This window comes from Glycomyces sp. NPDC049804, from assembly GCF_040674615.1.
In the GTDB taxonomy this organism is placed as follows: domain Bacteria; phylum Actinomycetota; class Actinomycetes; order Mycobacteriales; family Micromonosporaceae; genus Glycomyces; species Glycomyces niveus.
In genome coordinates, this window is sequence record NZ_JBFAMQ010000001.1 from 165810 (window position 1) to 178808 (window position 12999).

General features: G+C 67.4%; 13 protein-coding genes and 1 tRNA gene. 8 read left to right on the forward strand and 6 right to left on the reverse strand.

Annotated features, from left to right (window positions below):
• Nucleotides 1–32: 32 nt before the first annotated feature.
• Nucleotides 33–434 (reverse strand): hypothetical protein, encoded by a 402-nt coding sequence (locus tag AB0K52_RS00795; RefSeq protein WP_363524226.1) that lies wholly within the window; start codon nucleotides 432–434, stop codon nucleotides 33–35.
• 230 nt (nucleotides 435–664) lie between these two features.
• On the opposite strand from AB0K52_RS00795, the gene AB0K52_RS00800 reads away from it, so the two are divergent.
• The 6 genes from AB0K52_RS00800 to thpD all read left to right on the forward strand — a co-directional run bounded on the left by AB0K52_RS00800 (nucleotide 665) and on the right by thpD (nucleotide 5620).
• Nucleotides 665–1255 carry a hypothetical protein gene (locus AB0K52_RS00800; RefSeq protein WP_363524229.1) on the forward strand — a complete coding sequence of 197 codons (591 nt, stop codon included), beginning with the start codon at nucleotides 665–667 and terminating at the stop codon, nucleotides 1253–1255.
• Nucleotides 1252–2202, forward strand: a complete 951-nt coding sequence (locus tag AB0K52_RS00805; RefSeq protein WP_363524232.1) for a MazG family protein — start codon at nucleotides 1252–1254, stop codon at nucleotides 2200–2202. The genes AB0K52_RS00800 and AB0K52_RS00805 overlap by 4 nt, the downstream gene beginning before the upstream one ends.
• 75 nt (nucleotides 2203–2277) lie before the next feature.
• The gene (gene ectA / locus AB0K52_RS00810) at nucleotides 2278–2871 is read left to right on the forward strand and encodes a diaminobutyrate acetyltransferase (protein ID WP_363524235.1); all 594 of its coding nucleotides are present in this window, start codon (nucleotides 2278–2280) and stop codon (nucleotides 2869–2871) included.
• 116 nt (nucleotides 2872–2987) lie between these two features.
• Entirely contained in the window at nucleotides 2988–4262 is a 1275-nt protein-coding gene (ectB, locus tag AB0K52_RS00815) for a diaminobutyrate--2-oxoglutarate transaminase (RefSeq protein WP_363524238.1), read from the forward strand.
• Nucleotides 4259–4672, forward strand: coding sequence for an ectoine synthase (locus tag AB0K52_RS00820; protein ID WP_363524241.1), 414 nt, complete (start codon nucleotides 4259–4261; stop codon nucleotides 4670–4672). Before ectB ends, AB0K52_RS00820 begins: the two co-directional genes overlap by 4 nt.
• A 60-nt stretch (nucleotides 4673–4732) precedes the next feature.
• The gene (gene thpD / locus AB0K52_RS00825; RefSeq protein WP_363524244.1) at nucleotides 4733–5620 is read left to right on the forward strand and encodes an ectoine hydroxylase; all 888 of its coding nucleotides are present in this window, start codon (nucleotides 4733–4735) and stop codon (nucleotides 5618–5620) included.
• Between the two features lie 89 nt (nucleotides 5621–5709).
• Here the strand turns inward: thpD and AB0K52_RS00830 are convergent, their stop codons facing one another.
• Together AB0K52_RS00830 and AB0K52_RS00835 are read right to left on the reverse strand one after the other, a co-directional pair.
• Nucleotides 5710–7314 (reverse strand): hypothetical protein, encoded by a 1605-nt coding sequence (locus AB0K52_RS00830; protein WP_363524247.1) that lies wholly within the window; start codon nucleotides 7312–7314, stop codon nucleotides 5710–5712.
• A gap of 20 nt (nucleotides 7315–7334) precedes the next feature.
• Nucleotides 7335–7847: a SigE family RNA polymerase sigma factor gene (locus tag AB0K52_RS00835; RefSeq protein WP_363524250.1), complete on the reverse strand. Its 513-nt coding sequence runs from the start codon at nucleotides 7845–7847 to the stop codon at nucleotides 7335–7337.
• 225 nt (nucleotides 7848–8072) lie between these two features.
• Here AB0K52_RS00835 and AB0K52_RS00840 point away from each other — a divergent pair.
• A tRNA-Gln gene (locus AB0K52_RS00840) sits at nucleotides 8073–8147 on the forward strand.
• 287 nt (nucleotides 8148–8434) lie between these two features.
• Here the strand turns inward: AB0K52_RS00840 and AB0K52_RS00845 are convergent.
• Nucleotides 8435–8788: a recombinase family protein gene (locus AB0K52_RS00845; protein ID WP_363525011.1), complete on the reverse strand. Its 354-nt coding sequence runs from the start codon at nucleotides 8786–8788 to the stop codon at nucleotides 8435–8437.
• Between the two features lie 232 nt (nucleotides 8789–9020).
• Here AB0K52_RS00845 and AB0K52_RS00850 point away from each other — a divergent pair, with 232 nt between their 5' ends.
• Complete coding sequence (locus AB0K52_RS00850; protein ID WP_363524253.1) at nucleotides 9021–9503, forward strand: TFIIB-type zinc ribbon-containing protein; 483 nt, start codon at nucleotides 9021–9023, stop codon at nucleotides 9501–9503.
• 515 nt (nucleotides 9504–10018) lie between these two features.
• Here AB0K52_RS00850 and AB0K52_RS00855 read toward each other — a convergent pair.
• Together AB0K52_RS00855 and AB0K52_RS00860 are read right to left on the reverse strand one after the other, a co-directional pair.
• The gene (locus AB0K52_RS00855; RefSeq protein WP_363524255.1) at nucleotides 10019–10903 is read right to left on the reverse strand and encodes a sulfotransferase domain-containing protein; all 885 of its coding nucleotides are present in this window, start codon (nucleotides 10901–10903) and stop codon (nucleotides 10019–10021) included.
• 149 nt (nucleotides 10904–11052) lie between these two features.
• A complete protein-coding gene (locus AB0K52_RS00860; RefSeq protein WP_363524257.1) occupies nucleotides 11053–12993 on the reverse strand; it encodes a hypothetical protein in 1941 nt (646 codons plus the stop codon).
• Nucleotides 12994–12999 lie beyond the last annotated feature (6 nt).

A 12999-nucleotide genomic window follows, 5' to 3' on the forward strand; every position in this document is an offset into this window, starting at 1 on the left:
TCTGGTGGGGACCGGTCGGCCCGTCCTCTTCCCTACTTCAAGGCCATGAGGAACTGCGTCAGGGTGACGAACGTTCCGAGCACGGACAAGGCGAGCCCGCAGACGGCGATGCGGTTCTGCGGCCCGGTGAACCAGCCGGCGAACGCTTCGCGGATCCGCTTGACGTTGAACAGGTCCTGCAGTTTCTGCCAGCGATGCTGATTGTAGGAGCAGCCCAAGAGGAGCCCGTAGGAGTTCTTGCGGCAGCTCAAGCCCTTCCTGGTCTCCGCGCCGCACCAGACCGGGACCCCGACGAGCATCCAGGCCCCGGTGAACAGGAAGGCGATCAGTGCCATTCCGGGGCCGATATCCCGGCTCGCCCAGAAGACGATCGCGAGCACCAGGAGGAGGTAGCCCCAGTTCTTCACGAGGAACGATTGCTTCTTTCTCGACATGACTGCGAAAAGTAGCGAAGCTGACTCATTTAGTGAACCCTCATGTCGGAATTCGGACAGGCCTCCTGGATCGGGCGGGGTGGGGGGATTGTGGAGGAATCTTGGGTGAGGCTAAGGTCACAGGGGCAGTCGAGCGGAAGGGAATTGCTGTGCGCAAACTCAGGCTTGTCGCGGTGGCGTCGGTCGGGCTTTTGGCCTTGGGGGCCTGCGGAAGTGAGCAGGGGGCCGCGATGTTCGTCGGCGACCAGCGCGTCACGGAGGCCACACTCGACGGTTATGTGGAAGGCGAGATCGACTCGTACCTCGAGCAGGGGGCGACCCTCGCCGACATCAGCTACGGGGACAGCCGGACCCAGGCCGCCGCCATCGTGCTCGTGGCCGAGCTCGGCCGGGCCATCGGGCTGGAGGCCCCGGACACGCACGGCGCGGCGAACGAGCTCGAGGCCCAGCTCATCGAGGCCGGGAAGTACTACGACGAGCTCACCGAGGCGGCCGAGCCCCGCGAGCTGACCGAGACCGAAGACGATGTGCTCATGGCGACCGTGATGCCCGACCAGAACCTGCTGCAGCGGGTGGTCGAGGAATGGGCGACCTCCGAAGGGCTCACCCAGGAGCAGTTCATGGAGTTCACCATGGCCGCGCAGTCCGACCCGATGGTGATCGAGGAGGTCGTGCGCGCGTGGGGCCAGCAGCAGGCCGGGCTCGCTGACGACCTGAACGGGTACATCGCCGAGTACGACGTGTCCGTGAACCCGCGCTACGGCACGATCGACATCAGCCCGCTGATCGGCGTCTTCAAGGTCGAGGTGCCGCAGCGTTGAGCGAGATCACCTGGCTCCTGACCTCCCCGCGCATCCCCGCCGGGCTGCTCACCGTTGAGGCGTGGGACGCCCTGCAGGACGCCGAGGCCGTGGCCGCGTTCTTCGAGAGTCCGACCGTCGAGGCCGTGCGCGACGCGGGGATCGACGTCGAGCTCGTGGAGGACGCCGCCGAGTTCATCGAGACCGGCGGGGTGTGGATCGTCGGCGAGGAGGGCGACGAGGAGCTGCGCGAAGCGCTCGCCGAGTACGTGGCGGGCGGGGAGGTCGAGCTCGAAGTCGTCTACGGCTCTTGGGATCCGCCCGGTGCGCGCCTGCTCGACCTGGTCGAGGCCGTGGCGCGGCTGCACGCCGAGGAGGACGGCTGCCCGTGGCACAAGGAGCAGACGCACGAGTCGCTCGGCCCGTACCTGCTCGAGGAGTCGTACGAGGTCCTGGACGCGATCAGCGGCGGCGACCCGGACGAGCTGCGCGAGGAACTCGGCGACCTGCTGTTCCAGCCGCTCCTGCACGCCTCCCTCGCCGAGGACTTCGACATCGACGATGTGGCGGGCGACCTGGTGGAGAAGATCATCCGCCGCCATCCGCACGTGTGGGGCGACGCCGACCCGGACGACCTCTACCAGCACTGGAACGAGGCGAAGGCCGCCGAGAAGCCGCACCGGGACCACCCGGCCGACGGCGTCTCGCGGCAGCTGCCGTCGTTGTCGTTGGCCGCCAAGGTCATCGAGCGGTTCCACGACCAGGGCGAGCCGCTGGAGCTGCCCGAGTTCCCGGCCGACATTAAGCTCGAGGCCGACGAGGTGGGGGACTTCCTGCTCGCCGCCGTCGCCGCGGCGCGGGCCGCCGGTGTGGACCCCGAACTGGCGCTCCGCAAGTCGATCACCGAACGGGCGGGGCTCGAGCGCCTCGACCCGCTCGGGCATGTCGCGGAGGACATCGAACGCTAGATCATTTATTCGCAACTTCACAATATCGTCCCGGTGGGCTTAACAATCGTGGCATTCTTTGCTACGGTCGGTCGCATGCCATCCGGTGACGCAAGTGACAAAGGCCTCAAAAGCCCGGCCACCCAGGTCAAGGACTACATCGATCCCGACGGGGACCTGAGCTTCGGCTCGCCGACCCCGACCGAAGGGGCCGAACTCTGGAACCTCGCCCGCGAGGCGGGGAACCTCGACGTCAACAGCAGGTACGCGTACGTGCTGTGGTGCCGCGACTTCGCGGCCACCAGCGTCGTCGCCCGCGATCCGCTCGGCGTGATCGCGGGATTCGTCACCGGCTACCGCAGGCCCGACGCGCCGGACGTGTACTTCGTCTGGCAGGTCGCGGTCGCGCCCGGCTTCCGCCGCCGGGGACTGGCGCGGCGCATGCTGGACCACGCGGTCCTTCGCATGCGCTCCAACGGAGTCCGCTACGTCGAGACGACGGTGACTCCGGACAACAAAGCGTCGATGCGCCTGTTCGAGTCGTTCGCCGAGGCGAACGGCGCGGACCTGACGCGCGACGTGCTGTTCTCTGAGCAAGAGCTCGGTTCCGGCCACGAACCGGAAGTGCTCCACCGCATCGGACCGCTCGCAGGCCCGGCGCGGACGCTCGAAGGCGCGCTGCCGGACTGAGCCCGGCCCTACCCGGGCACCGACATGTGCCGGCCCGGGTATGCGCCCGGCGTCCGAACCCAAGCAGCGGGCGCCGGGAAGCGGAGGACAGCCAACCAGGCCGACCCAGAGAGATCATGCAGGTTTTCGAACAGGTCGAATCAGAAGTCCGCTCCTACTGCCGCAACTGGCCCACGGTGTTCACCACCGCCAAGGGCAGCCGCATCGACGACGAGCAGGGAAGGTCGTACATCGACTTCTTCGCCGGTGCGGGCTCGCTCAACTACGGGCACAACCACCCCGCGCTCAAGGAAGCCCTCCTGGGCTACCTCGCCGAGGACAACGTCGTCCACACCCTCGACGCCTACTCCGGCGCCAAGCGCACCTTCCTGGAGACGTTCCGCGACATCGTGCTCGCCCCCAGGAACCTCGACTACAAGGTCCAGTTCCCCGGCCCCGCGGGGAACAACGCCGTCGAGGCGGCGCTCAAGCTGGCGCGCAAGTACACCGGCCGCGAGACCGTCGTGTCGTTCACGAACGGCTTCCACGGCATGACCCTCGGCGCCCTCGCGGTCACCGGGAACTCGATGAAGCGCGGCGGCGCGGGCGTGCCGCTCAACAACGCCGCGACCATGCCCTACGACAACTACATGGACGGCCAGACCCCCGACTTCCTGTGGCTGCGCAGCCTCCTGGAGGACTCGGGGTCCGGGCTCGACCAGCCCGCGGCCGTGATCGTGGAGACCGTGCAGGGCGAAGGCGGCATCAACGTCGCCTCCGACACCTGGCTGCGCGGGCTCCAGGACCTGTGCCGCGAGCACGACATGCTGTTCATCGTCGACGACATCCAGATGGGTTGCGGGCGAACGGGACCGTTCTTCTCGTTTGAGCGCTCCGGGATCTACCCGGACATCGTGACCCTCTCGAAGTCCTTGTCCGGCATGGGACTGCCGTTCGCGCTGACCCTCATGAAGCCGCACCTGGACGTGTGGGAGCCGGGGGAGCACAACGGGACCTTCCGCGGGTTCGCGCCCGCGTTCGTCACCGCCACCGCCGCGCTCGAGACGTTCTGGCGCGACGACGAGTTCACCGCGGGGGTCGACCGCGACGCCGCGTGGCTCGACGCCGAGCTGAGCGACATCGCCGCCAGCCACGCCGAACTCGGCGTCTCCACGCGCGGGCGCGGCCTCGCGCGCGGCATGGTCTTCGAGGACCCGGCGCACGCGGGCCAGGTCTGCCAGGAGGCCTTCGCGAACGGCCTGCTCATGGAGACCTCCGGCGCCGAGGACGAGGTCGTGAAGTTCCTCCCGCCGCTCACCACGAGCCGCGCCGACTTCGAAGAGGGCGTCGGCATCGTCCGCGAAGCCGTTGCGACCGTGGCGAAGGAAGCTGCCGCGAAGGGGTCCGCATGATCGTCAGACGACTCCAGGACCTCATCGGCACGGACGCGGACGTCGAAGGGCACGACCGCGACCAGGCCCGCGGCACGTGGCGCTCGCGCCGGCTGCTGCTCGCCCGCGACAAGGTCGGGTTCTCGCTGCACGACACCGTCCTGTTCGCCGGGACCTCCACCACGATGCGGTACGCCAACCACACCGAGGCCGTGTACGTCATCGAAGGCTCCGGCAAGCTCCGCGACCACGAGACCGGGGACGTGCACGCCCTCACCCCGGGCACCATGTACCTGCTCAACGGCGGCGAGCGGCACACGCTCGACATCGAGGAGGACCTGCGGTGCGTGTGCGTGTTCAACCCGCCGGTCACCGGCCGCGAGGTGCACGACGCCGACGGCACCTACCCCCTGCTCACCGAAGACGACTAGCTCACCGAACTGCCGATCAGCGCGCCGCTCGCCTTGCGGCGCAGTGAGGAGCGAACGACCATGCAGTCCACCGACCTCTACCCGACGCGGCGCTTCAAGGAGCCGCGCCTGGTCTACCGCACCGAGGACCCCGCCGTGTGGGGCAAGCCCGGCGACGGGCCGCTCGACGACGTGCAGCTCGGCGCGCACGAACTCGACGGGTTCACCGCGATCGAGGCACTGCTCGAACCGGGCGAGCTCGCCGCTGCCCAGACCGAATTGAACCAGATCCTCCGCGACCCGGCCCTCGACGGCGACGAGCGCGTCATCCGCGAGCGCAGCACCGACGAGATCCGCTCGGTCTTCGACGTGCACCGCCTCTCGGCGCACTTCGCCGAGCTCATCCGCGACGAGCGGATCGCCGGGATCGCCCGCCAGATCCTGGGCTCGGACGTGTACGTGCACCAGAGCCGCGTCAACTACAAGCCCGGGTTCGGCGGTGCGCCGTTCGAATGGCACTCGGACTTCGAGACCTGGCACGCCGAGGACGGCATGCCGCGGATGCGCGCGGTCAGCCTCTCCCTGGCGCTGACCGAGAACTACCACTTCAACGGCTCGCTGATGATCATGCCGGGCTCGCACCAGACGTTCGTCTCGTGCGTCGGCGCGACCCCCGCGGACAACCACAAGGCCTCGCTGGTCAAGCAGGAGGTCGGCACGCCCGACCACGACTCGCTGCGGATGCTCGCCGACAAGCACGGCATCCACCAGTTCACCGGCCCCGCCGGCTCGGCGATCTGGTTCGACTCGAACTGCATGCACGGCTCGAACGGGAACATCACGCCGTTCCCGCGCTCGAACCTGTTCATCGTGTTCAACAGCGTCGAGAACGCCCTGGAAGCGCCGTTCGCGGCCGAGAAGCACCGCCCCGAGTACCTCGGCTCCCGCGACTGGACCGTCCTGGACTAGGCGGCGCGCAGCGCTGCCGCGACGGGGGAAGGCGCGGGCCCGGCTCGATGAGCCGGACCCGCGCCTCGGTCGTGCTGGGGGCGAGCGTCCTAGCCGGCCGGGATCTCGGGCACGTCGTCCTGGTCGTAGAGGGGGGCGGGCATGGCCCGCAGGAGCTCGGTCAGGAGTTCGGCGTCGATCGGCGCGTCGTCGGTCCACTGCACCCAGGTGCCGACCGCCCAGCCGTCGGGCGAGTAGTACGTCACGTACATGTCGTGGCTGGTCGTGGCCTCCCAGTCCTCACCGGGACCGGGCTCGTCCCGCCGCTCGTACTCCTCGTACGCCCAGAGACCGCCGTCCTCGTCCGCGGCGGTCGTGCAGACGTAGTCCTCCTTGCAGACGGTGTTGTGCCCGTCCCAATGGCCGGTCTCGGAATAGCCGGGAAGCCACCCGCCGGGCAGGTAGTACCGCAGCTCGAAGTCGACGTCGCCGGTCGTCTCGTCGATCGTGGTCTCGATGGGCAGCGTGCCCGAGCCCGAGTACGAGCGCTTCATGACCGCCCCCCGCTCCATCGCGCCCAGCGACACCGCGTCGCCCTCGCTGAGGGTCGCTCCCGGGAACGCCTCCTGGAGCGAAGTCGCAGCGGCGGCGTACGTGTCGGCGGCCATGATCGAGGCCTCGGGGGAGTTCGCCCACTCGTCCTCGTCGTACACCCAGCCCATCGGCACCTCGTTGAGGGCGCCGACCGGCGTCAGCTCCGAGGTGTCGAACGTCAGCTCCGGCATTTCGAGCGCGGCGTTGATGAGGGCCTCGATGTCGAACGGGTGGTCTTCGCCCTCGCAGTTGTTCCAGGTGGCGCGCAGGCCCGTGCCGTTGGGATAGACGATCGCGACCTCGGCGGCGCAGTCGTGGTCGGCGATCATGAGCGTGCCGCCGCCTTCGATCCCCCTGGTCGAGAACGAGGGCGCCTCGTCGGTGAAGTACGGTCCGTCGCTGATGAGGAACTGCGGGAACACCTGCTCGGTGACAGGACCCGGCTCGCCGGTCCAGCCGCCGGGCAGCATGACGCGGAACTCGAAGATGGTGCGGAGCGTCGTCTCGAGCTCTTCAGTCTCCCGGCCGCCGTAGCCGCGGAGGTAGGTCTGGCCGTAGTTCCCCTCGGTCTGGGTCCCGCCGACGGGCATGCCCCCCTGCTCGGCCATGCAGTCGTCGAACTCCGCTTGCGAACCGCCCTCTTCGGTGATCCACGAGCAGTCCTCCTCCGGCGCGGGATTCGAGGGGTCCTCCCACACACCGCCGTCGACGAGCAGCTGACCGAACGCCGCGGTAGCCGCCTCCTTGACCGTCATCAGCTCCTCGCTATGGGCGGAGTTCGAGGTGAAGCCGCCGGCGGCGTCCCCCCAGCCCCAGTCGGCGGCGTACGGATACCCGGCCATCATCGGGTCGATCTCCTCGGCCGCGGGCGGGTCGGCGCTCTGCGTCCGGTCCTCAGCAGAGTCGGCCTCGCCGATCGGCAGGCCGACCACGCCGATGACGAGGAGAGCGGCAACGGCCATCACCCCGGTGGTCGCGGCGCCGCCGAGGAGGGCGCGGTGGCGGCGGCGCGCGCGGTAGCCGTCGCGCACGATCTGGTCGAGGTCGAGTTCAGCGGGCGGGGGCGGGGCTTCGGGCAGGACGGTGCGGAACATCGCCCCTGGATCGTCTTGCAGATTCATCGGTCTTCAACTTTCTTCCGCTAGACCCGGGCCAGGACGGGGGAGTCGTGAAGGAGCTCCTTGAGCTTGCGCAGGCCCTTGGCGGACTGGCTCTTCACGGTTCCCGGCGAACAGCTCATGGCGGTCGCGGTCTCATCGACGGACAATTGCTCCCAGTACCGGAGTACGAGCGTCGCGCGTTGCCTGGCGGGCAGCAGGTTCAACGCCGCCACCAGCTCCAACCGCACGTCCACAGCCTCTTGTGGACGGTCGAGTTCCAGAACGGGCAGTTCGGAGCTGGTCCGCTCGCGGCGAACCCAGGCCAGGCGCCGATGGGAGATGTACACGTTGGTGACGATCTTGCGGACGTACGCCGGAGCGCCGCCCGGCTCGACGCGCCGCCATGCCGCGAACATCTTCGTGAGCGCCTTCTGCACGATGTCGTCGGCCTCGAACCAGTCCCCGCAGAGCAGGTACGCGTACCTGCGCAGGCTCTCGCGCTGGGCGATGGCGAAGGAACGGAACTCGGCCTCTTGCTGCTCCTTGGTCTTCACGGGGCCTCTTTCAGATGACGGGTCGGGGCCGGGCCGGCCGCGGTGTGGTGGATTCGGCGTGGCCCGACACGCCTACTACGCCGAATCCGCCCCTGAGGTTGCCCCTCACCTGCCCCGAATCCCCCACGTTGCCCCCATCACAGGAACCCGTTTGTAGCCGCCGCTGCGCATCCGGTACAGTTACATCCCGTCGGCGCCGCAAGCTTCGAGGCGCTAACACACCATTGGGGTATGGTGTAATTGGCAACACGGCTGATTCTGGTTCAGTTGTTCTTGGTTCGAGTCCAGGTACCCCAGCCAAATTGGTCTTATCCAAACAGACAGGCCCGCTGAGCGGGCCTTTTGTTTTGCCCCGACGGCTCCCATGCGACTCCTCGTGGCTGAAACCATCGGTTCCAGCAGCTCAGTGACTTGGTTATCAATAACCCGAGGCACCGGATCCCCATCTTCTACCGCGACAAAGAGCCGCCCGAAGAACCCTGCGGCCAGTCAGGGTCACCGACGAGCTCCAGAAGCTGATCCTGCCGACGCTCCAGCCGTTCCCGCTCGCTTGAGCGAGTACGTCCCGCTCGCATACAGCTCGAACATCATCCGAAGGAAGGGAGACCGCTAACGTCCACGACCACGGTCCGAACCTCCCGGCCTCCGACGGTCTTGCCAGCGTTCCGGTATCCGATAGGCGCCTGATATGGCGTACCGCCATTGGCGGCCTTCGCACTCATCTTGTAGGCCACGTCCGCACCCGACGCCCGCGACTGGTACTCGTTGACCCCATCGAGGATCGTGGCCACGAGATCGCCGATGTGGGTGTCCTCGGTGTAGTCCATGATCGAGACCAGCTGAGCCCCACGCTTCTTGAGCTCCCGCCGTGTGATCGCCGCATCCGCAGTGTCCCGGTGCATCCGCGAAACGCGATGCCTCGCCGCGATCGATCTGTACAGCCTGGGCTTCTACCCTTTGCGCCAATAGCGAAGCAGGATCAAGAACGGCCTTTTCGACAGCCGAAAACCAAGGCGACAGATGTCCAGACGACTCGTTAGGCTCCGGAACATCGGACTACGAGGGGGGCTGGGCATGAGACGGAAGTTGGCAAGGTTCGTCGAGTCGGATCAGCCTGTCAAGTACATGGGCGGATATGACCATGCGCTCGTGCACTGCCCGAGGTGCGACGGCATGGCGGTTCGCCGCAAAGTTGGAGTGACCTGCGGATCTTGCGCGTACACCTCTGAACTGCGTCGCAAGCCGAAGGAAGTCAAGTCCGAGCCCCCACAGGTCGTCATGTGCCCCGAGTGCAACCGCTACGTCGGCACCTACCGTTCAGACCTTCGCTTGCTGCGCCTGCGCTGCCGAGGCTGCGGCTGGGTCAAGGAACCAACCGTCTCCGACTCGTGGAGGAAGCCGAAGCGCCAGAAGTGGGCTCCGCTCTGGCTCGAGGTCGACTTCCGAGGGGAGCGACTGTGGGCGGTGAACGAGGAGCACCTCAGTTTCTTGGAGGACTACGTCGCCGCCGGGGTCCGCGAGACCAGTCCGTTCAACAGCACCACCGCTAGCAGGCTCCCTGCCTGGATCAAATCCGGCAAGAACCGCGAAGACCTCCTCCGCGCGCTGGCGAAGCTGCGGACGCGGTTGCCGGAGAACACGCCTTCGACACGCTAAGGGCATGGTTCGGTTGGCGAGGTTCTTGCGACAGGTGAGAACATCTCTACGACGGCCGACGCGAGGGATGGACAGTTGTTCCAAGCGGCGGTCATGGGCAGTACCTCGAAGGAGGTGCCATGTCTGCGATCGTGAGACTGGAGTCCGCGATTCCTGCAATGGTGCAGTTTCGCGCGGCCGCGCCGTGTGGGGTGCGCTTGGAGGTGCTGCGCGAAGAGCTGGGTGTAGGCGAAGCGGGCCCGTACGTCGCCCTCGATCATCTCCTCCATGTTCTCTGCACCGCTCGCCGCGGAGCGATTAAATGCAAATGCCATGCCCGGAAATGTAAACCTATGTGGTTTACCTTTACCGCTGACCGTCCGCGAGCTTCGGCGACTGGTCTACGCGTTTCTGCTTGCACCCCAACGGGATAACGATCGAATCCTCGGTTTGTCACGCTGGAGACGACGAAAACAGCACCAGGCCAAGCAAAGCCACTACCGGCGAAGACGGCAGAGATAGGCGCCGCGGAATGGCTATGGCCGGTGGAGCCAGTCCGCCAAATCCTTCGGGATGAGCGTCTCCACTCGCGCTTCGTATGCGACCAGTTCTTCAGCGCTCAGCAGCTCTGCGGCCGCGCCCGATTCGCCTCGGCGGAAAAACGCGTCGCGGCTTCGCATGAGCCCCAACGGATCCGGTGCCGTCCTCTCGGCCTTCGCCTTCATTTCCGCGAAGCCCGCCGCCTGTACCAACTCGGCCCAGCAAGACTCGGGCACCTCGATTTCGAGCCAGTCGGCGATGCGCCGCATCTCGTGTTCGAGATCGGCGGAGAGGTCCGCGTAGTGGACCAAGAGGATGTTCGGCTCCGCTCGCCGTGTCCATGCGTCGCTCAGGTGCGCCATCACGCCCGGGAATATGTCAGGAAACTTCCGCGGATCGTTGCCCGCCAGCGTCCAGCCCACCAGCCAGTCACGGAGTTCCGGTCGCTGTGTCGTCTTGGATCCGGGTACGGGTACACCGGTGAGTTCTGCGATGCGTTCTCGGTTCAGGTTGGAGCCCTGGTGGTAGAGGGACACGGCGGCGTCAAGCGGGTGCCGGGCCACCACGATGTAGCGGGCGGCCGGGTGGATCGGAATGCCGTCGAGCGGCGTGTGGGTCTTGATGAACCGGCGGTGCAGCTGCTCTTCGAGCTCGGCGAACACCGCGTCCTTGGGCGCTATCGTCCAGTCAAGCCATGGAGAGAGCTCGGGGAGCGGTGCAGGAAGGTCGGGAGTTTGGAACACCAGGAGAGCGCAGATCATCTGCATCCAGGTGGTGCCATGTTTGGAACGGGTGCAGATGACGATGTCATCATCGCGCATCGGGAAGTCCAGCCAGCGGTGACTGTCTTCCATCGCAGAGTGGTAGCGGTGCGGGTTCACCGCAAGAGTGTAGGGCGTCGCCAGCTCACTGCCGCGCGCCAAGTGCCGCAGCGGTATTGGCCCTTGTCTCAATTGGCGAGTTTCTTGCAGCAGGTCATGGCGGTGCCGCCGTGCTCCGGGCCCTTCCATGCCCGGAGCACGGCGGTGGGTCAGCTCAGGCCATAGGCCGCGATGGTCTTCTGCACGACTTCGACGCCTGCGGCATCGGTGGCGGTCATGCGGACCGATACGTGCTTGGCGTCCGCAGGGTGGTGGAGAGTGGCGGTAGCGGTGCCGGCGGCGAGGTCGGTGTCGAGTTCGACTGGGCTCCAGGTGTTCCCGTCATAGGAGACTTCGAGGCCCATCGCCGCGGCTTCGAGCCGGTCGCCGTCGGCGTCGACCAATTCGACGGTGACCGGCTGGACGCGGTTCGGCGTCGACCCGCCCACGACGTCCGGGGCGGTGAGCACCAGGGCCGGGAGGACGAGTTCCTGCTCCGTGCCGGGTTCGACTGCGGCCGGGTCGAAGTCGAAGCTCCAGTCGATGAAGGATTTGAAGGCGTACGGCCCGCTAAGCGGCTCGCGGGAGCCGCCGATGCTGAGGTCGTAGCGGCCGGCCTCGGCGAGGTCAAAGCCGAAACCGTCACGAGGGTCGATCCCGGAGACCGTGCCCACCCGCTGGCCGTCGCGGCGCAGCTCGACGTCGCCGTTGTAGCCGATGAGGAAGACCGCTTCGCCATTGCCGCTGGCACCCAGGGGAACAGACATGTCAAGGCTGACGAGCCCCTCGGTATTGGCGACGATGGCGTCGGCGGCTCCGGCCGTCAGGGGGCCGCGCGGAAAGGTCCGTTCGGTCTCGCCCGGCGTGTACACAGTGCCCTCGGTCCTCTCCATGAAGCCGTCGATCACATCCCCGGTCTCGGGGTCGAAGACGCCGCCTGTGGTGCTGGTGCTCCATGTGATGTCGGGCCCGGTGGTGTAGAGGTTCAGCCGCCGCGAGGGGAAGGGGGTGTCGACGAAGATGCACATGTCGGCGCTGAGATCCTCGCGGGTGTGGTTGCCGCGGTCGCAGGTGCGGCCTTCGACGGCTTCGCCGAAGCCGGTGTACTCGGTCGCGACGGCCGCGAGTTTCTCGTCGTACACCGCGTACGCCGTGTCGGCGGGAAAGCCGTCGGGCTCGGCGAACGCGAGGTTGTACTGGTACGCCCCGGCGTCGTCCACCCCCGTGAGCGTGGTCTGATACCAGAAGCCGAGGTCGTAGCCGGGGACGTCGACCTCGGGCATGAGGTAGAGGGCGGTGTTTCCGTTGCCGAAGGAGCCGTGGCCGACGTAGTGGCCGTCGGCCCGCGTGGCGACGACATTCGTGATGTCGTTGTCGATCTCGGCGCCGGGCCGTTCGACATCGACGGTGACGAGCGACGCTGCGGTGCCGTCGAGGACGAGTTCCGTGGGCTCGTCGCCGATGGTCACGTGGCCGATGCCGAAGACGTACTCGGTGAACGCGTCGTTGGCGCCGTAGTTCCAGACCGCGTGCTGGAGGAGGTAGTCGCCGGGTTCGAGTTCGCCGCTGATGGTGCCGCTCGCGTCGAGGTCGAGTGTGCCGTTGTTTTCATGGTCGGTCACGTCGTACCAGGCGACATAGCCGTCGTCGGGGACGGCACCGGTGTGGTCGCCGACGTGGACCGTGAGGTTCGGGTCCTCGGCGTCGCCCCCGGCCAGCGCGAGAGGGGCGTACGTCGAGAGGTCGCGCTCGGCGACGGCGGCGGCGTCGGTGCGGCCGTGCTCGATGAGGTCGGTGACGTTGTAGCGGCGGGCGTCCTCGGTGCCCGCGAGGATTTCTCCGGCCATGTCGCTGGGCATGACGATGGTGCCGATGCCGTCGGCGGCCGGGAGCACGGTGAAACCGATGTGGTCGCGGCCCGCTGCGGGGGAGAACCCGAGAGCGCCGCTGGGCATGAGCCGCACCTGGTCGCCGGTGGGCAGGGTGACGGTGTCGAGATCCGGTGCGGGGAGCGCAGACTGCCGGGGTTCGGCTGCCGCGCCCCCGGCGGCGAGCACGCCGCAGAGGGTGGCCGCCGCGGCTGTGGAGGCCAGGGTTCTTCGTCGCAACATGACGGG